The organism is Daejeonella sp. (assembly GCF_049655485.1).
GTDB lineage: Bacteria > Bacteroidota > Bacteroidia > Sphingobacteriales > Sphingobacteriaceae > Daejeonella.
This window is the reverse complement of sequence record NZ_JBASJU010000133.1, coordinates 1-19,750: the sequence shown is the minus strand read 5'-3', so window position 1 is coordinate 19,750 and position 19,750 is coordinate 1. Positions and strand designations below refer to the sequence as shown.

19 protein-coding genes are annotated in these 19,750 nt (G+C 42.8%); 15 read left to right on the top strand and 4 right to left on the bottom strand.

Annotation, left to right across the window (positions count from 1 at the left end; genetic code table 11):
• Positions 1 to 302, top strand: a 302-nt coding sequence (locus WBJ10_RS05565) for an ankyrin repeat domain-containing protein (protein WP_424288540.1), incomplete at its 5' end; no start/stop codon positions are given.
• 58 nt (positions 303 to 360) lie between these two features.
• Here the strand turns inward: WBJ10_RS05565 and WBJ10_RS05560 are convergent.
• On the bottom strand, positions 361 to 1,251 hold the full coding sequence (locus tag WBJ10_RS05560; RefSeq protein ID WP_424288539.1) for a universal stress protein: 891 nt from the start codon (positions 1,249 to 1,251) through the stop codon (positions 361 to 363).
• 296 nt (positions 1,252 to 1,547) lie between these two features.
• On the opposite strand from WBJ10_RS05560, the gene WBJ10_RS05555 reads away from it, so the two are divergent.
• From WBJ10_RS05555 to WBJ10_RS05540, 4 genes are all read left to right on the top strand, one after another.
• On the top strand, positions 1,548 to 2,525 hold the full coding sequence (locus WBJ10_RS05555; protein ID WP_424288538.1) for an NAD(P)-dependent oxidoreductase: 978 nt from the start codon (positions 1,548 to 1,550) through the stop codon (positions 2,523 to 2,525).
• Positions 2,522 to 3,118 (top strand): YceI family protein, encoded by a 597-nt coding sequence (locus WBJ10_RS05550; RefSeq protein ID WP_424288537.1) that lies wholly within the window; start codon positions 2,522 to 2,524, stop codon positions 3,116 to 3,118. The genes WBJ10_RS05555 and WBJ10_RS05550 overlap by 4 nt, the downstream gene beginning before the upstream one ends.
• 86 nt (positions 3,119 to 3,204) lie before the next feature.
• Positions 3,205 to 3,639, top strand: a complete 435-nt coding sequence (locus WBJ10_RS05545) for a hypothetical protein (protein WP_424288536.1) — start codon at positions 3,205 to 3,207, stop codon at positions 3,637 to 3,639.
• Positions 3,636 to 5,270, top strand: a complete 1,635-nt coding sequence (locus WBJ10_RS05540; protein WP_424288535.1) for a L,D-transpeptidase family protein — start codon at positions 3,636 to 3,638, stop codon at positions 5,268 to 5,270. Before WBJ10_RS05545 ends, WBJ10_RS05540 begins: the two co-directional genes overlap by 4 nt.
• A 17-nt stretch (positions 5,271 to 5,287) precedes the next feature.
• Here WBJ10_RS05540 and WBJ10_RS05535 read toward each other — a convergent pair whose 3' ends face one another.
• Together WBJ10_RS05535 and WBJ10_RS05530 are read right to left on the bottom strand one after the other, a co-directional pair.
• Complete coding sequence (locus WBJ10_RS05535) at positions 5,288 to 7,936, bottom strand: cation-translocating P-type ATPase (protein WP_424288534.1); 2,649 nt, start codon at positions 7,934 to 7,936, stop codon at positions 5,288 to 5,290.
• 6 nt (positions 7,937 to 7,942) lie between these two features.
• Complete coding sequence (locus tag WBJ10_RS05530) at positions 7,943 to 8,929, bottom strand: 2-hydroxyacid dehydrogenase (protein WP_424288533.1); 987 nt, start codon at positions 8,927 to 8,929, stop codon at positions 7,943 to 7,945.
• Positions 8,930 to 9,110: 181 nt separating this feature from the next.
• On the opposite strand from WBJ10_RS05530, the gene WBJ10_RS05525 reads away from it, so the two are divergent.
• Entirely contained in the window at positions 9,111 to 9,725 is a 615-nt protein-coding gene (locus tag WBJ10_RS05525; protein ID WP_424288532.1) for a TlpA family protein disulfide reductase, read from the top strand.
• 218 nt (positions 9,726 to 9,943) lie between these two features.
• On the opposite strand, the gene WBJ10_RS05520 is transcribed toward WBJ10_RS05525, so the two are convergent.
• A complete protein-coding gene (locus tag WBJ10_RS05520; protein WP_424288531.1) occupies positions 9,944 to 11,023 on the bottom strand; it encodes an NAD(P)-dependent alcohol dehydrogenase in 1,080 nt (359 codons plus the stop codon).
• Between the two features lie 112 nt (positions 11,024 to 11,135).
• Here WBJ10_RS05520 and WBJ10_RS05515 point away from each other — a divergent pair, with 112 nt between their 5' ends.
• The 9 genes from WBJ10_RS05515 to WBJ10_RS05475 all read left to right on the top strand — a co-directional run.
• Positions 11,136 to 12,290, top strand: a complete 1,155-nt coding sequence (locus WBJ10_RS05515) for an acyl-CoA dehydrogenase family protein (RefSeq protein WP_424288530.1) — start codon at positions 11,136 to 11,138, stop codon at positions 12,288 to 12,290.
• 11 nt (positions 12,291 to 12,301) lie between these two features.
• Positions 12,302 to 13,780: an ATP-binding protein gene (locus WBJ10_RS05510; RefSeq protein WP_424288529.1), complete on the top strand. Its 1,479-nt coding sequence runs from the start codon at positions 12,302 to 12,304 to the stop codon at positions 13,778 to 13,780.
• Positions 13,781 to 13,857: 77 nt separating this feature from the next.
• Entirely contained in the window at positions 13,858 to 14,673 is an 816-nt protein-coding gene (locus WBJ10_RS05505; protein WP_424288528.1) for a sulfite exporter TauE/SafE family protein, read from the top strand.
• Between the two features lie 153 nt (positions 14,674 to 14,826).
• A complete protein-coding gene (locus WBJ10_RS05500) occupies positions 14,827 to 16,227 on the top strand; it encodes an MBL fold metallo-hydrolase (RefSeq protein ID WP_424288527.1) in 1,401 nt (466 codons plus the stop codon).
• Positions 16,228 to 16,390: 163 nt separating this feature from the next.
• The gene (locus WBJ10_RS05495) at positions 16,391 to 16,702 is read left to right on the top strand and encodes a rhodanese-like domain-containing protein (protein WP_424288526.1); all 312 of its coding nucleotides are present in this window, start codon (positions 16,391 to 16,393) and stop codon (positions 16,700 to 16,702) included.
• 38 nt (positions 16,703 to 16,740) lie between these two features.
• Positions 16,741 to 17,589, top strand: coding sequence for a universal stress protein (locus tag WBJ10_RS05490; protein ID WP_424288525.1), 849 nt, complete (start codon positions 16,741 to 16,743; stop codon positions 17,587 to 17,589).
• Positions 17,586 to 18,143: a YeeE/YedE family protein gene (locus tag WBJ10_RS05485; RefSeq protein WP_424288524.1), complete on the top strand. Its 558-nt coding sequence runs from the start codon at positions 17,586 to 17,588 to the stop codon at positions 18,141 to 18,143. Before WBJ10_RS05490 ends, WBJ10_RS05485 begins: the two co-directional genes overlap by 4 nt.
• A gap of 10 nt (positions 18,144 to 18,153) precedes the next feature.
• Positions 18,154 to 18,567 carry a DUF6691 family protein gene (locus WBJ10_RS05480; RefSeq protein WP_424288523.1) on the top strand — a complete coding sequence of 138 codons (414 nt, stop codon included), beginning with the start codon at positions 18,154 to 18,156 and terminating at the stop codon, positions 18,565 to 18,567.
• A 93-nt stretch (positions 18,568 to 18,660) separates the two neighbouring features.
• Positions 18,661 to 19,750: OprD family outer membrane porin (locus WBJ10_RS05475; RefSeq protein WP_424288522.1), on the top strand; the 1,090-nt coding region annotated here is incomplete at its 3' end.

Below are 19,750 nucleotides of genomic sequence, written 5' to 3'. Positions count from 1 at the left end.
ATCACGGCGCCGAAATAAATGATTATGATCACGGCGGGAACACCGCGCTCATGGGTGCAGCTTTTAAAGGATATATGGATATTGCCGAACTGCTCATTAACCGCGGGGCCGACTTAAACCGGCAGCACGGTAATGGTGGTACAGCGCTAATGTTCGCTGCCATGTTCGGCCGGAACGATGTTATGGGGCTGCTTCTAGAACATGGTGCAGATCGCGAAATACGGGATGCGCGTGGATTGTCCGTCATGGAGATTGCAGCACAGCAGGGGAATGAGGAGGGGTTGATGATGCTGGAAGGGTAAAAAGTATCAAGCCTGCCTGCGGCAGGTATCAAGATACCTTATCGTTAACTTTCAGTTTTTAGTTCTCCACTTGCCCTCTCACCATTCCTGGCTCTTCCGATATAAACGAATTCGGAAGTATCAATAAAGGAATTTCTGCCCCCGACATTAGCTTACTTACACTTGAGTGAAACACACCTTCCCTGAAGTGGTATTTTCTATGAGCCAGGGCGAGGATATTGATTTTTTCTTTGCCAATCATCCTCTGTAGTCCAGCGCCAAGGTCGTCGTCCTTCAACGTTTGATATACTAGTTTGGCATAGTATCTGCCAAGCTGGTGGTTGAGTGAATCGGACGATATCGTTTGAGATACCCGTACCGGTTGCGATTTTTTAGCGATATGTCCTACTTTAACAGTTGCTTGAAAGGGTTTGGCCAGTTCTGCGAGAAATAGGAGCGCTTTTTTATTATTTACAGGAAGGTCACTGGCATAGAGGATGGTTTTAAGACCTTCAAATGTTGATCCTTGAGGAATCAGCAGGACGGGGCATTTAAACTTGTCAGGCAGGGTATAGGTCTGGCTTCCAAACTGAAACTTGGTCACAGAATGGCTTTTACGTGAACCTATTATCACAAAGTCGATTGATTGCTGAGCAACTATCTTCGCTGCAGCTTCAGCGAAACTCCCAAACTCCACTATACAATCGATTGCCGGCATAAACTCTGAATTACCCTTATGCGCGTTGGCTATTTTTTTGAACGATTCCAGCTGATCACTCAAATCGAACACATCTTTATATCCCGTTTTGTACCTGTCTGAAGTATGCCTCTCATCATTTTGTTGATCATCCAACTCCAAAACATGGCAAAAAGTCAGATTTGACTGGATCGTGATCGCCAGGCGAATGGCGAACTCAGCAACGTAGTTAGCTTCACTGGAAAAGTCGGTTAATACAAGGATAGCTTTCATAGGTTTCAGATTTTATATAAAAATAAGTGCTGATGGAAGGAATTTAAATGACGACGGTCATGTTAAAGGGTGATGCGGCTGTTCCCCGACTGGGGCGGGGAACTCGTCAACGACACGCTGCCTAAGCCGCTGTGACGCCCCGCTCGTGTAGTCTGCTTAGTTTCCAAATGTCCTTTCGCCACTCCCCACTATCATCTGCTAATCCCCACTTAGTGATTACAGTCATATTTCCACCTGACCAACCTCATGCCTTCCAGGCGTCCTAAAGGTTACTTTTGATTTTTAACTCTCTAAAAATGAAAGTAACTGCCTATAGTATTAAAGCGTGTGAAAAGGAATACCTGATTAGGGCAAACAATAAAAAGCATGATATTACTCTTATTTCCAATAGTTTAAATGTTGATACCGTTTTTTATGCTAGAGGTAAAGATGCTGTACTGGTTTTTCCAGGCGACGACCTTTCTGAACAGATACTGCTCGACTTAAAGTCGATGGGTGTAAAATATATTGGGACCCGTTCTACCTCGACGGATCATATCAACCTTAAAGTAGCCCACAGTCTTGGCATCGAGGTATCAAATATCCCACCGTACTCCCCGGAGTCGATTGCAGAACACGCCCTGACTTTAATGCTCGCACTAAGCCGTAACATACTTCCGGCTCACGAGCAGATGCTGAATTATGACTTTACTCTTGACAAACTTGTTGGGACTACAATAAGAAATAAAACTATCGGGGTAGTGGGCTTCGGGCAAACCGGTAAGGCCATGGTGGAAATTTTACGGGGTTTCGGATCCCGTATACTGGTAGCCGACATTAAAGACGTCGCTGATGACTGTAAAGCTTTAGGTGCGCAGCAGGTAAAACTGGAGCTCCTTTATATAGAGTCAGATATCATCACATTTCATGTTCCGCTTACAGAAGAAACCCGGCATATGGTCAATGATAAGAGCATTGCGAAGATGAAAAATGGTGTGATGCTCATTAATGTAAGCCGGGGAGCGGTGTTTAAGTCAATTGACGTATACAATGCGCTCCAGCGCGATAAAATAAGCAAACTGGGAATGGATGTTTACGAATTTGAGAATCACATTTTCTTTTCCGATCATAAAGATCATCCTGTCGACGATCAATTGCTTAGTGCATTAATTCAGCATCCCAACGTTCTTTTGACTCCTCATGAAGCTTTTCTAACAAAGGAAGCATTAGAGATAGTTGCTGCACAGACCATTTTGAATTTAAATCATTTTCTCGGAAAAGGAGGTATAACATGAACAAACTTTTAATAATATTTACTGTTGCAACAGTCTTTATGCTGAAGGCAATAAGTGTATCAGCGCAAAATTATAGCGCTTTTCAGGGCGATATACTGGTTCTTGGAACAGCCAATACCCGAAGCTGGTCGCTGCAAACGGAAACCATAGATTGTAAGGCAACTATAGATGTTGCGAAAGGAAAAATGGAAATAAGCGCGCTGTCTCTTTTAATTAAGGTAGAAGATCTAAAGGGCCATAACGTTTGGATGAACACCTATGCTTACAAAGCACTAAAGGCCTATCCTTTCGGAGATATCATTTACAAGGGAGTCTATTTTACAGAAAGCCCTGAAGGTGAGAATAGCTTCGTCATAAAAATTGAAGGCAATCTTACTATTGCCGGTGTTACGAGGATAACCCCCGTTCTGGTCAAAGCCTATGTCGGCGAAAAGGGAAATATCATTTGTTCCGGCTCAACGCCTATAAAGATGAGCGACTTCAAGGTTCAGCTACCTCCAAGCGAAAAACGGAGAATGGAAGTGGGTGATGAGGTGATTTTAAGCTTTTCCATTGAACTTCAGCCTATGGTGCCTCCATCGCCCTTAAATTAGTGATAATTATCATCTAACAATCTGCTTGCGGTAATTAGCAGGCCCTAAGCTAGTTCCGATCTTGGGCAAATAAACTAAAGATACAAATGAACACAGCTGAATCGCAATTATCATCGGAATTACAAGAGCTCTACCTTGAAAGCAAGGAAAAACTTTCCGATATTCTTTTCCTTGAAGATGAATCAAGATTTTTCCCGAAACTGTTTGAAAAAGCACTTTTATCGACAACAAAAGAAGAGAAGTTCCGGGAACTAGAATTTGTAAACTCCAGGATGGTGGAGTTGCAAGAGCGTCTAGTGAAGCTTAATGTCTTGCTGAGCGCTCAACAACATTCTATAGAAAACATACTTAGGGATACCGGGAAGAACATTGAGATGTCGCTTCTTGATCAGGATATAGCAATCTGTTCGGAGATAAAAGCCTTGCTTATCCTGGATAGATCCGTTAAAAAAGAACTTTACGCCCATGTGGAGCATTTTAGGGGTGATCAGAAGTCTGGAAATACCCTTGATACGCGATGAAATTCCTGTTCCTAACGATAGTGTTCTGGGCAGTACTTTCGCTTCTTGCTCTGCCAGGTTGCGGACGTACTGTTGAACCCCAGGTTGTACAAGACACTATCGATAGGAATAAGGACCAGACCGTTAGCGGGAATTTTAGCAGCCAGACTGCCCTGGTTTTCGATAGCCTTCAGATAACTCAGTTCTTTGAGGAGTTCACCAACCTGAAATCCCACGAAAAAGAAGTTAGGAACTTTTATCGAGGCCGGGACTATACCTACGCATGGTTTGAAAAAGGTTTATTGATTGAGCAAGCCGGCAATTTGACGAACAGGATTTTGAACCTTGAAGATGAAGGTGTATACAAAAAATTGATCTACAAGAATGCCCTGGATTCGCTAGTTCATGGAGCAGCTGGTATAGCGCAAACTGCAAAACCAGATATTACACTCGAAATTCTCCTAACAGCAGAGTATTTTGTTTACTCTAAACTTGCATGGGACGGAATGAGTAAAGTGGTAAGTAAATCAAACAAATGGCATCTGCCCCGGAAAGCTGTAAACTATAGAACCTATCTCGACAGCCTGCTGCAAACACCTGCCAAAACCGTAGCAATAAAGGAGCCTGTTTACCGACAATATGAACTGCTGCGTACTTTCCTTAGAAAGTATAGGGAACTTGATTCCCGGGGGAATTGGGATTCGTTGGTAAGCCGGAAGCTCCCGAAATTAGGTGACACTTCCAATTTTATATCACGCTTAAAGTCGAGTCTTTTCCTGCTTGGCGATTTTAAGGGTGACACATCCCGCCCTGTTTACGATAGAGAGCTTTCAATTTCGCTGACAAGCTTTCAACAACGACACGGGCTTAGTCCGAGCGGTAAAATTGATGCTGAAACAATTGCTGCGATTAACGTCCCCATAAAAACCAGGATCAAGCAAATCATTGTGAATATGGAACGAAGCCGATGGCTCCCTGTTCAGGTTACTGGCGATTATGTCGCAGTAAATATCCCTGAGTTCAAATTACATGTCTATCACGACAATGACCTGCTATGGAGTTGTAACGCGGTAGTTGGCGAAACAGTGCATCCAACATCGCTATTCTATGGAGAAATTAAATATGTAGTATTTCGCCCTTACTGGAATATCCCGCCTGGTATTCTGCGGAAAGAGATCCTGCCCGCTATGAGGAAAAGTTCTTCTTATCTCGCCCGCCACCACATGGAAATAACGGGCTATCGCAATGGGCTGCCAGTAATCAGACAAAGGCCCGGCCCTTCGAATGCGCTCGGATTAGTAAAGTTCCTGTTCCCAAACAGCTATAATATTTACTTGCATGACACTCCCTCAAAATCTTTGTTTAATGAAACTTCCCGGGCATTCAGCCACGGTTGTATCCGTATAGAAGAGCCGGCAAAGCTTGCCGGGTTTCTGCTTAAGGACATGGAAGGCTGGGATGCAGAGAAAATCGCAAAATCAATGAATACTGGTGGCGAACGGTTTGTTACACTTACGAATACTGTGCCTGTCTTTATTTCCTACTTTACGGCTTTCATCGACCGCGATAACCTCATGAACTTTCGAAAAGATATCTATGGCCTGGACGAACGGCTGGCGGCAATGATTATCTCCGGAGAAGGGGCGTACTAATTATATAAATTTTCCTATCAGCTTTGTTTTCGATTTATATTCCAAAGCCATTTGAATATTTCCATAACTAAAAGGATAATAGCTGCTGTGGGAAGCAGTTTCAGCCATTCCGAAAGTGTTATGGGCTCTAGATGTAATGTAGCTCCTAATGGTGAATAGGTGGCTAGAATGTGCACTCCCTGGGCAAGAAGCATACCTGCAAGCAGCACATAATTATTCTTTAACGGCATTTTAAAAAGGCTTTTAGTCTCCGAACGACAGTTAAGCACATGAAAATTTTGCATCAATACCATAAGCATCATCACTACCGAACGTGCATGTCCTTCATTATAATTGAGATTATAAATAAGATGCCACCAGAGAGTAAACAGTATTCCTGCGATAAAGAATGCTGACACAATGATTTGGGTGTTCATAAGCTTGTCAAAAATGCTCTCGTTTGGATTTCGGGGAGGTTTTGTCATAGCTGTGGCATCGCCTTTTTCAAAAGCAAGGGCTATATCCTGGATTCCGTTGGTAACCAGATTAAGCCATAATAGCTGAACCGCCAAAAAGGGGAGGGGAATGGAAAGGATTATCGCCAAGCCAATGACGATCAATTCTGCTGCTCCGGTGGATATGAGCAGGTAAATGATCTTTCGTAGGTTATCAAAAGTATAGCGCCCTTCTTCAACTCCCGCCGCAATAGATGCGAAATTATTATCAGCGATAATAATAGAGGAGGCCTCCTTTGCAAGGTCCGTGCCGGCTCCCATAGCAATACCAATATGTGCCGATTTGAGAGCAGGTGCATCGTTGGCACCATCACCGGTTACGGCTACAAAATGGCCGAGCGATTTCATTGCTTCAATAATATCCCGTTTCTGCAGTGGGGCAACCCGTGCAAATACTTTCTTATCCTTTAGACGCAAGGCAAATTCACCTTTAGCAAGCCCTTTCATCTCCTGCAATTCTGCACCAGTTATGATCTCATCCTGATTTGCAGCTATTCCCAGTTCCTTTGCTAAAGCCAGCGCGGTTGCCGGATGGTCTCCAGTTACCATAAATACCTCTATTCCGGCTTGTTGGCATAGTTTAACTGCATCTTGAGCTTCTGGCCGCAGCGGGTCGATCATTCCTACCAGGCCGAGTAATTTCAGTTCAGGAAGATTATTGATGTCAGCGGTTTCGACGGTTCCGCCTGCAAGCGCCATTACACGATAACCTTCAGCCGCCATCTGTTCCGAAACCGCTGTGATTTCGCTTCTCAGGGCTGCGGGGATTTTTTCAATCACCACTTCCATTGCACCCTTTAATGCATATTTGAGTTTATTATGGTGTTTGTAGAAAACTGCGGAAAACTTACTTTCCGATTCGTATGGGTGAATTTCAACGATTTCAGCCTGCGAATTAAAGAATACAGGTTCTTTACCGCTTTTATAGCAGAGTGCCCGGAAAGCTACGTCAACAGCGTCGCCAGAATGCTCCCAGCCCTTATTGGTTTTTCTCAGGATCCCTTCATTAGCCATTATTCCTGCCATCATAAAGTCCTGAAATGTGTCGTCCAGTTCAGCCCCCTTTCCGTCCTCAGTGGTAATCGTTCCCTCTCCATTGTACCCTTGTCCGCTGACTTGATATTGGCGGTTCCCGGGCAGGTATAGTTTCTTTATAGATTGCTGATCCACCGTCAGGGTGCCAGTTTTATCAGATGCGATCAGGGTGCAGCTTCCCAGGCCCTCTACGGCAGGAAGTTTACGAACGATAACATTCCTCCGGGCCATACGTCGCGTGCCAATAGCCAGCGCAACAGTAAGCCCTATGGGCAGCCCTTCCGGGATCGCTGAGACCCCCACGGCTACCATCAGAAAAAAAATTTCGTTTAGCGGCGTTCCTTTGTAAAAGCCTATTAAACCAAGGATCAGACACACCACGAGCACAATTATGCTGACCTTTTTAGAAAATCCCTCCATACGTTTAACTAGCGGAGGTTTTTCCGGTTCGGTCATCTTCAGTGAGTCAGCAATTTGTCCAATTTGGGTATCCTTTGCTGTGTCGGTAACTATGCCGGTTCCCCTGCCTTTTTGCACTGTGGTAGCAGCAAATGCCATATTGAGCCTGTCGCCGATAGAAAGTTCAGTTCCCCCTTTTAGTGGTTCTACCGTTTTATTAATGGCTACCGACTCCCCGGTCAGCAGGGCTTCTTCAACCCAAAGGTTATTTGCATCAATGAGCCTAAGGTCGGCTGGAACTTTGAAGCCAGATTCAAGCAAAACAATATCGCCGGGTACCAATTCTTCGGAGTCGATTGCATAGATGTGGCCGTCGCGTTTCACCCGCGTTATTACTTTTACCAAATCGCGCAGCGCTTTTGCACTGTTTTCTGCCCGCCACTCCTGATAAGTACCGAGTATGGAATTAAAAACGATAATTGCCAAAATAAACATGGCGTCCCTCATGTCGCCTGTGAACAGCGAAATGAGTGCTGCTGCCATTAATACATAAATCAGAGGATTTAGAAATTGGCTTAAAAATATGCGGATGAGAGTCTTTGATTTAGGTTGGGGGATGGTATTCCGGCCATGTTCGCTTTGGCGTTTCAGTACCTCTTCCTTAGTTAAACCGTTTGAAGTTGCGTTCAATTGGCTTAATGTTTCCTCTGAGGAGAGTTGGTGGAAGATGATGTTCATTTGGCCCTACAATTTCACTTCATTCTCCAACACTCCCCCTGACCCAAACGCATCCGCATTTCCAAAGGTGATCGTCGCAATCTGCTGCATAGCCTCTCTTGTGAAAAATCCCTGATGTGAAGTAATAAGCACATTGGGGAAAGAAATTAGCCTGGATATCAAGTCATCCTGAATAATATCCCCCGAAAGGTCATGAAAGAAAAGGTTCGATTCCTGTTCATAAACATCGAGGCCAAGGTAACCCAACTGACCTGTTTTCAACGCAGCAATTACGTCAGCTGTAGCTATTAATCCACCACGGCTAGTATTTATAAGCATTGCACCCTTTTGGAAAAGTTTAAGGGTGCTTGCATTTATCATATGATGATTTTCGGCGGAAAGGGGGCAATGCAGGGAAACGACTTCGGCATCATACAGAGTTTCTTCCAGGGTGCCGTAAATTAGACCATCAGCTATAAGTGCCTCATTTGGATAGGGGTCATATGCAGCGATTTGGCAGCCAAATCCTTTAAGGATCTTATAAAAAGCAGTTCCTATGTTTCCCGTTCCAATCAGAGCCACTTTGCTTTCGTGGAGATTAAAACCCATCAAGCCTTCCAGTGAAAAATTACCCTCCCTTACGCGGTTATAGGCTTTATGAGTCTTTCGATTTAAGGTAAGGATCATTGCCATGGCGTGCTCAGCCACAGCTTCCGGCGAATAAGCCGGAACCCTTAATATCTTTATCCCCAGTTCGGAAGCTTTTTTGATATCTACATTATTGAAACCGGCGCAGCGGAGGAGAATTAGTCCCACCCCATTTTCTTTCAAGGCCGACAATATACCTGCATCGGCTTTATCGTTTACAAACAGGCATAGGGCATCGAATCCTTTAGTTATCGCAATATTTTCCAGTTTCAACGAATAGTCAAAAAAGGTAAGTTCATGCGCGGTGTTATACTGTTCCAGAAACTCCTTGTCGTATTGACATGTACTAAATACAGCGATTTTCATAAAGAGGATGATTCTAATGCTCGTGCACCCCACAAAGATGGTCACTGAGTGGAGCCAAGAAAATGATATTAGTCACTTTTGGAGATAATGTTAACAAATAGCTTCTCCCTTAAGTTACATTTATCACCAAGCCCTCATTTATATATTTGTAAATTTGCGTTTTCCTTACAAAGTATAAGAAATGATAAAAGATAGAACATCGGGAAATTACAAAAGCTGGTTAAACCGCTCTAATATTTTTAACGGGATACTAATCCTTTTTATACTGGGAATGCTATTTGTGCCAGATGTCAAAGCTACTTTTATGAAAGTGCTTATGAAAGTCGGCTTATATCAGCCCACCCTGCCAGGCCCGTCTGTAACCAATAATGTAAATACCATTGCTTCGGCAGCTTCTATTCAGTTTGCTGACAAGGATGGGAAAATAGTAAGAATGGCGGAGCTAAAAGGCAAAGTAGTATTTGTTAATTTCTGGACCACATGGTGCCCTCCATGTTTAGCAGAAATGCCTTCTATCAATGAACTTCGCCGGAGCTTTGAAGATGATAGAAGAATTGAATTTCTAATGGTAGATATGGATTCTGATCTTGTAAAATCAGACAAATTCATGCTTAAAAAAGATTATGATCTTGACGTCTACCGTCCTGCAAGTGAAATTCCTGAAGAATTCTATACAGGAACACTTCCTACCACGCTGGTTTTTGATCCAGACGGACAGCTGATTTTCAGACATGAGGGAGCTGCCGATTATACTAATTCAAAGTTTGTAGAATTTCTTAAGAAAAATATGAAGTAATATTCTTGTTTTTCACCAGGTTGCTACCACAGAAACCCAGCCATATATCTATGCCATGGCGAAGATTCGTTAAATTCCTGCCTCAGAAACTTAATTTTAGTGATTAGTGAAAGCTAGTGTTTAGTTGAGAAATCTCGCACCAGTAGGTTACGATGGTCTAACCCAACTAATCACTAACCAACTTATTTCTAAAGTCTTTCTGCGATTCTCTGAATCAATCAGGTTTTTAAGGATTCCATGTCAATCACAAACCGGTATCGTACATCGCTTTTAAGCATTCTTTCATACGCTTCATTGATATCCTGCATCTTTATGAGTTCTATCTCAGAGACTATATTATGTTTGCCGCAGAAATCAAGCATTTCCTGGGTTTCTGCAATACCTCCAATGACTGATCCGGCGACAGATTTTCTACCCAAGATCATGGGAACGGTATTAAGCATGGGCTCCAACGGTCCAAGGTATCCCACAAGTACGATGGTCCCGTTTATGTTGAGTGCCGGAATGTATTCATTTACATCATGAACATACGGCACTGTATCTATGATAAGATCGAATGCAGCATTCACTGACGACATTTGTTGTTTGTCTGTAGAAATCACAATGGCATCAGCACCCAGCGCTTTTGCGTCTTTTTCTTTTTCAGGCGACCGTGAGAATAAGGTAACGTGTGCGCCAAGGGCTTTCGCAAGCTTAATCGCCATGTGGCCCAGGCCACCTAAACCGACAACAGCAACTTTATCGCCCTTTTTCACTTTCCAATGCCTTAAGGGCGACCAGGTAGTGATACCGGCACACAGCAGAGGAGCTGCCGCGGCGGGATCAAGATTCTCTGGCACCCTTAGCACAAACCTTTCATCGACAACCACTTTCTCCGAATAACCTCCAAAGGTCTGACCGCCCAAATGTCTGTCCTTTCCATTATAAGTTCCAGTAAAGCCGGGGACACAATATTGCTCCAGATCCTGTGTACAGCTGGAACATTGACCGCATGAATCAACCATACAACCTACTGCAGCAAGATCGCCTACCTTGAATTTACTCACTGAGTTGCCTATTTTTGTAATCCGGCCTACTATTTCATGGCCTGGAACCGCTGGATAAATACTTCCTCCCCAATCGTTCCGCACGGTGTGCAGATCGGAGTGGCACACTCCGCAATAGAGGATATCAATTTCAATATCGTTAGCGCTTGGCTCCCTTCTTTGAATTTTCATTTGCTTCAAACTCGCATCCCGGTTTTCAGCTCCGAAGGCTTTTACATTATTTGTTTCCATTTCTTTTGATGTATTCAACATAATATCAAATTTAAGCACTTATTCTGGTAATTATAGAACTGCTTTGCTCTGCATTAAAAACACATTATAGTTATTAGTGTTGCATGCAAGGAGAAATTCTATATTTGGTTTTATGGAGATTGAATCACTGGTACGTTTGGCTGCCACAATCGGGAAAGAAGTTGCAAGCAAAGAGGCGCTGGTAGCAGATGCCAATGGCACCTGGGTGAAAGAGACCATGAAAGCTTTGCAGGAATCGAAACTCACCGGCCTGGTCGTACCAGCAGCGTTCGGGGGATTAGATCATGGTTTACTTTCCCTTGTAAGGATCAGTGAAGAACTTGGAAAATCCTACTCATCTGCAGGGCTTTGTTTTGGGATGCATTGTGTTGGTACTGCTGTGATGGCGTCTAAAGCAACCCAGTGGCAGCAGCAGAACTATCTGGTGCCGATTGCTGAAGGCCGCCACATCACTACCCTGGCTTTAAGCGAAACGGGAACTGGTGCTCATTTTTATTTTCCTCAAACAGCTTTAATAGCTGTAACCGAGGATGAATTTATCGTATCAGGCACCAAATCATTCGTAACTAATGGCGGCCATGCCGACTCGTATGTCACTTCAACCCTGGGTGCAAGTGCCGATGCTGAACAGGACGAATTTTCATGTGTAATAATCGATAAATCTGCTCCGGGTGTTGAATGGGGGAAACCCTGGGACGGCTTGGGGATGCGTGGTAATTCCTCGAGATTAATGCATATTAACGACGTTCACATTTCCGGGAACCATGTTCTGGGAGAGAAGGGGGACCAGTTGTGGTATGTATTCAATGTAGTGGCGCCTTATTTTCTTATGGCAATGGCTGGGACTTACCTGGGCATCGCTGAAGCAGCCTTAACTGAAGCCAAAGAAACGCTAATAAAACGGCACTATGCGCATAGCGGCGGTTCACTCTCAAGTGTATCTTTACTACAGCATCGCTTAGGTACGATATGGGCAAAAGTAGAGCGAACAAGACGGCTTGTTTACCATGCTGCGGAATTAGGTGACACAAAACCGCAGGATGCCATGATTAGTCTTTTAAGTGCAAAAGCCGAAGTAGCAAACTGCTGTGTGGATGTTGTGAATGATGTAATGACTTTGGCAGGCGGAATTGGTTATCAAAGCAATTCCCATCTGGGCCGGCTGTTAAGGGATGCAAGGGCCTCACATGTGATGTCGCCTACAACAGACTTATTATACACTTGGATTGGCCGGGTTTTACTGGATCAACCCGTTCTTTCTGATTAGAACCTAAGATCGTGTCAAAGATATTTTATGTTGGCTTCGGACAGATGGTTGGAAGCGTCCAGACTGGGATGAAGGGAAACATATCGGTTGAATTTGTCCCTATAACACAGTTAAGTTCCGATGTTCATAAGAATACCCTGGAAGAAGCTGATCTTTTTCTTATCGGCCCGCTTACTGTTAATCCATTGCAGCAGGTCCAGCGTGCAGTTCAACAAAATCCCCATATTTCCATAGTTGTTCTTGCTTTCCAGGAACAATATCAGAACACAAAACAGTCCTTGCAGTATGGTCATCATGTTGGTAAAAATGTAACGATCATTCCCTATCAATTTGGTAAGGATATTACGGTGATATTAGAAAGCGCCATTAACCGTACCAAACAGCGTAAAAGCTTCTTGAGGATACAGCAGCGGACGCTTTATCCAAAACCAGCTCCGCGCGAGATAACATTTCAAAATCTTGGTATATTTCTTGAAAATGCACCAATAGGGGCGATTGTCTTTGATAAGGAAAAGAAAGTTATTAGTGCAAATAATAAAGCAAAGCAATATTTCGGCGAAAAACTTAATTTACGGACCCGAACGACCTGGTCAGAGTTGTTCCCTGATGAAAACTATGCCATTAGAATGGATTCCGATTCTGATCCTATACATGAAATCATAAAAGTAAATAATCAGTTTCTCGAAATAAATATCGCGCCTTTGATGGTCGACACCGATATGCCACAGTATATGCTTCTGGTAAATGATGTTACAAGGATTGTTGATGTTGAAAATCAATTGAAAAGAAAAATCGAAGAGCTTGAATTCCTTAACAGGGAGCTCGATGAATTTGTAAACGTGGTTTCTCACGATTTCAAAACCCCACTTACCTCAATTAGTCTTTTGACTGATTTGGCTTTAAAAGAAGACGCCGGCGAAAAAATGACCAACTTTCTTCGGCAGATTAAGCATAATAGTAATAAACTGAAGCTGCAGCTAAAAGGTTTAAATAGCCTTGTCGACATTAAGAAGAGCCGATCGGAAAAAGTGGAGGTAGTTAATCTCCAAAACGCTCTTGATCTGATCTTGAGCGAATATGAGAAAACGCTGAAGGATATTGGTGGAGAAATTGTCGCCGATTTTCATGAAGCACCGGAAATAAGTTATTTTACTGCCCATATCCATAGTTTGTTTGGGAACTTAATAACAAATTCTATAAAATATCGACGCGATGATATTCCACTTCGCATAGAAGTTTCGAGTAGGAGGGAGAAGGAATATACAGTTCTCACGATAAAAGACAACGGAATCGGCATAAACCTTGAGAAAAATTTAAATTTATTATTCCAGCCATTTAAAAGGTTAACAGACCAGAGTACCGGGTCGGGACTGGGCCTGAGCATTGTAAAACGAATCATAGAACATCACCATGGATATCTTGAGGTCTTTTCAGAGGAAGGGAAGGGTACGGAGTTTAAAGCTTACCTCAAAGACATTAAGCCGTTCTAGACTGATTTTTTCCATGTAACTTTTGTAACCGTTTCGGGTTGTCGCAATTAGGACCTTTGTTCTAAATAAAAACAAACATGGAAATTATAGGCTTAATACTCGCTGCAGTTGTCGGTATATCTTTAGGGTTAATAGGAAGCGGCGGCTCAATTCTAACTGTCCCTATTCTGGTATATATCATGGGCGTAGACCCAGTTGTCGCCACAGCGTATTCATTATTTATTGTAGGAGCCACTTCGCTGGTTGGCGGTATTCAGAGTGCTGTTCAAAAAAAGGTTGATTTTAAAACAGTACTTATTTTCGGGATTCCATCGATCGCGGCAGTTTACGCCACCAGATTATGGCTGGTTCCATTCATTCCGCAGGAAGTGTTCACTATTGGCACTTTCGTTCTCACAAAAGCCATTGCATTAATGCTGCTTTTCGCAGTAGTGATGATCCTGGCTTCAGTGAGTATGATCAGGCCAAGCAAGAATACCCTGGTCGAAGAAGACAGTGTTTTAAAATATAATTACCCAATAATTTTGCTGGAAGGCCTGGGTGTTGGGATGCTAACGGGTCTTGTAGGCGCAGGGGGAGGGTTTTTGATTATTCCCGCACTTGTCTTACTGGCTAAAATGCCTATGAAACTTGCAGTAGGGACTTCGCTATTTATTATTGCAGTGAAATCACTGTTTGGGTTTGTGGGTGATTTACAGGGAGGACAAGTCATTGACTGGAGGCTGCTAGGTTTATTTACAGCACTTGCCATCGTTGGGATATTTATAGGCATTTATTTATCTAAAAAGATATCAAGCGATAAATTAAAGACCTCATTCGGGTGGTTCGTATTAGTCATGGGAGTTTACATCATCATTAAAGAGATATTCTTTCCTGCGGTAGGAGGACACTAATATACACGGAGGCTAAAGCTGAGAAATTAATCCTGCTAAATGAGGCTTTTTAGCATAACAAAAGCAACTAATGTTACCGAATGATGCAGAGAATCTGCCGACATTTGTAATAGAAATTTTAAACTAAATTAATAACAATTAAAACTGATCATTATGTATTTTCAACACGTCTACGATAAGAGCCTTGCACAGGCAAGCTATTTTATCGGTTGTCAGAAGGCCGGAGTGGCCGCGGTTATTGATCCGAAAAGGGATGTGGATACTTATATAGAAATTGCGAAAGCAAATAATATGAAAATCACGCATATCCTTGAAACTCACATTCATGCCGACTTTTTAGCAGGTTCCAGAGAGCTTGCTAAACTTACCGGCGCTGACATGTATTTGTCTGATGAAGGTGGACAGGGATGGGAATATGAGTTTCCTCATATCGGTTTAAAGGATGGCGATCAGATGAAGCTGGGCAATCTGGTAATTGATGTTATGCATACTCCAGGGCATACACCTGAAAGCATCAGCTTTTTGTTAACTGATACGCCGGCTATCAATAAACCGGTTATGCTTTTCACAGGAGACTTTGTATTTGTCGGCGACATCGGACGTCCGGATTTGCTTGAAAAAGCTGCAGGGATGATAGGAACTCAGGACATTGGAGCGAAACAAATGTATCAATCCATCAAGAAATTCGAAGCTCTACCTGATTATATCCAGGTATGGCCTGGTCATGGGGCAGGTTCCGCTTGCGGGAAAGCACTTGGCTCCGTACCAAGCTCAACTGTCGGGTATGAAAAAATAAGAAACTGGGCTTTTCAGTTCGAAAAAGATGAGAAAGGCTTTGCTGACTATTTATTGGAAGATCAACCCGAGCCACCAAAATATTTTGCGATGATGAAAAAGCTGAATAAGGTGGACAGGAAGTTATTAACAGAAGTACCCAAACTCAAGTCACTTTCAGCAGAAGAACTTAAAGCAAATCTTGCTAAAGGAATGAAGTTAATTGATGCACGTGACAAGGCGGAGTTTGCAGCAGGCTTTATTCCAGGCAGTATCAATATCCAGGGAAACAACTCCTTCGGAACATGGGCTGGCTGGTTTCTGAAGTACGACGAGCCATTTATGCTTCTTGCGGATGAAAATCAACTTGATGACCTGACCAGGAAATTAATGCGGATCGGTCTCGATAATATCGAAGGTTATATTTCAGGAACCTCTGTTTTCGAAGAAACCGGCGGTACCTTACAAAGAGCAAATAATATCTCACTGGAAGAAACTAAAAATCTGATACATAATAATAATGTACAGGTAGTTGATTTGAGAGGAGCCGCAGAATTTAAGGCTGGTCATATTGCAAAAGCAGATAACGTGTTTGTTGGAACTTTAGCTGAGAATCTTGATAAGATAAGCAAGGACAGGAAGGTAATTATTCACTGCCAGGGCGGTGATCGCGCAAGCATAGGCTATTCGATACTTGCCCGGAATGGATTTACCAACGTCTCTAACTTTTCAGGAAGTATTAATGAATGGGTGGGAGCAGGAGAAGATCTCGTTTCGTGAGGATGTCTTTGCGAGGAGGCATGACGAAGCAATCTACGTTAACGGTCATAGAGATTGCTTCGCTGTGCTCGCAAGGACAACCCACCTTAGATTGCCTGCCTGCGGCTGGCAGGCTTCGCTGTAATCAAAAGGCATTATAAATAATTATTAAAAAACTAAGAAAATGAATATATTCAATCAATTATTTGGCGGATCACAACCTGTTGATCTGAAACCAATTATAGAAGAAGGAGCATTTTTAGTTGATGTGAGAACTCCGGCGGAGTTTTCCCAGGGAAATGTAAAAGGATCAGTTAATATTCCTCTCGATTCATTACCTTCTCAACTACAAAAGTTCAAAGACAAAAAGAATATTGTCGTATTCTGCCGCAGCGGCAACAGAAGCGGCCAGGCTAAAATTATCCTTGAACAAAATGGATTCAGCAACGTAACCAACGGCGGTACTTGGGAAGAAGTTGGGCAATATGTTAAATAAGGCTTTGCTCTTAAACGCAAACAAGGACATATAAAGACATGGAAAGCTTAAACATTCTAATACCTACAGATTTCACCGTTCAGGCGGAATACGCTTATCTGATGGTTAAAAAACTGGAAGAAAAAATCCAGGTTCACACTCACTTCCTGCATGTGCTTCAGGTTCCGGACACGGTAACCATGGATGCTAATGGAGACATACAAACCTGCGGGGAGATCGACCTTAATTATGTACTTCAACAGAAGGATATTGCCGAAAGAAAACTAGCCAGTCTTAAAAGCTTATACGGGGGAAACATTGAAACCCATCTTGTTTTAGGTAAAACAACGGACGCGATATTAGATTTCTCGGCAAGCCAGGATTTTGACCTGATTGTTATGGGAACAAAAGGTTCCTGGGGAATCAAGGAAACCCTCTCAGGATCGGAGACTCAAATGGTTGCACGTAAATCAAGAACGCCTGTATTGTCTTTGATGTGCGACAGGTCTGATTTGCAGATTCACAACATTCTCCTGGTTCATAATTTTGAAAAACCTGCTAAAGAAGATACGACCCTGTTACATAAGTTAATCCAGGCGTTCGATACAAAGGTTCATATGCTGCAGATTTCCACTACCAGACATCATTTAGAAAAAACTGAGGTGGAAAGCAATATGACAAAATTTGCTGAACTCAATAATATCATAAACTACGAATGCCACTACCTGGATGATAAAGATGTAGAGAGCGGAGTGGTACATTATAATCAAATGAGTGATATGGATATCATTTGTATTGGTACTCACGACAAGGCAGGGATGTTTCATACCAGTGAAACCGAGAAACTAATTAACCACTTATTTAAGCCAATTTTATCTTTTCAATTTAATACAGGCATCAAATCATGAGAGAAATAATAACACAAACATGGTCCTGGTGGTTTTCCGGGACAATGATAGCCGGTATAATGTTTTTCCTGCTGTACTTTGGAAAATCGTTTGGCTTTTCATCTAATTTAAGGACCATTTGTGCAGCCAGCGGTCTTGGACAATCTGTTAAATTCTTTGACTTCAACTGGAAAAGCCAGATATGGAACATAGTATTTTTGGTTGGTGCAATTCTAGGAGGCTTTATAGCTAAAGAATTCCTATCTACGGATGGCCCGGTTCAAATTTCACAAGCTACTATTTCAGATCTAGGTGAACTTGGTTTCGCCGCTCCGGTATCCTTACAGCCGACCGAATTGTTCAGCTTGGAATCAGCTTTTTCGTTTAAAGGATTCCTGATACTGGCTTTGGGTGGTTTAATGGTGGGATTTGGTTCCCGTTATGCAGGAGGGTGCACATCAGGACATGCCATTAGCGGTTTATCAGATCTGCAAATGCCTTCCCTCATTGCTGTCGTTGGATTCTTTATCGGAGGTTTGGTAATGACGTTTTTAATATTTCCTTTAATCTTTTAATCTTTTCTCAATGAAGTTCATAAAATTTTTAATCCTTGGCATTGTCTTCGGGATAGTGATGGCTAAGTCGGAAGCTATTTCCTGGTTCCGCATTCAGGAGATGTTCCGTTTTCAATCGTTTCATATGTATGGGATAATTGGCACCGCTGTAATCCTCGGTGCGATTGGAGTGGCATTGATAAAAAAGTACAATATCCGTGATTACCACGGTAACCCAATCCTGTTTAGCCCTAAAGAAAAATCTGTTACGCGTTATCTTTTAGGTGGATCTATTTTCGGCCTGGGATGGGCATTAGGCGGGGCATGTCCTGGCCCAATGGTAGTGAACATTGGATATGGTTTTTTATCGATGGGCATTGTTTTTTTCTTTGCACTTGTTGGAACATATCTGTATGGTCTGTTAAAAAACATCCTACCCCATTAAATAGACACAATTTTCGTCTTGCTTCGGCAAATTCCTGCTAATAACATCCCGGAATACTTTTTCGGGCTGGCCATCTAATGCCTAATAAAAATCATGATAAAGACCCTAATCGCTGTTGCGATCATACTTCTGACCTGGAATAATCTGCTGTACTCACAGGTGCAAACGCAAGCAGAAAATCACAATCAGCGGGATAGTGTTCGTATTTCTGCAAGAGATTCAACTTCACTTTCTTCGGCCTTCAGCCGTGGCCAGCTCAAAGGACTTATACGTTATTTTTTCATGGCAACCGATAACGAAAAAGGCCTGACCGACTATTATGCTCACGCTTTAGGCGGAGGATTAAGTTATGAAACAGCCAGTTACCATGGTTTTCAGCTGGCTGCCGGAATCTACTCTGTCGTTAACCTTGGTTCATCCGATATGACACAGTCAGACCCGGAGACTGGGCAATATAGCCGCTATGAAATGTCTTTATTCGATATTGACATTCCTGACAAGAAGATTGATATAAATAGGCTGGAAGAGGCATATCTTAAATACAATTTTAAAGAGTCTAAAATAATATTGGGACGGCAGCTAATTAATACCCCTTTTGTTAATATGCAGGACGGTAGGATTCATCCAACAGCCGTAGAAGGCGCCTGGCTCGAATGGAATGAATTTAAAGGTGTGAAAATAGAAGGCGGTTGGCTGTACACTATTTCTCCCCGGGGAACATCCGACTGGTATAAAGCCGGAAACTCCATCGGCATTTATCCGGTAGGTTTGGATGAAACGGGCACTAAATCAAAATATTTTGGCGCAGTGGAATCAGGTGGTGTTGCCCTGGCCGGTATAACTAAAAGAATAAAAAAGATAAAATTACAAGCCTGGGACGTCCTTACAGAAAACGTGTTCAATACAGCCATGCTGCAAGCAGAAACACAACACTCTTTAAAGGAAAAGTCATCTTTATTCGCCTCGGCACAGTTCATCCGGCAGGATGGTGTAAATAATGGAGGCAACGATGATCCGACAAAAAGGTACTTTAAAAAGGGAGGCATATCCATGACCTTTGGCGCGAATGCAGGATGGAAGAACGACCAATGGGAAACCAGCATTAACTACAATAGGATTACAGCGCATGGCCGCTACCTGATGCCACGCGAGTGGGGACGTGATCCTTTTTTTACTTTTATGC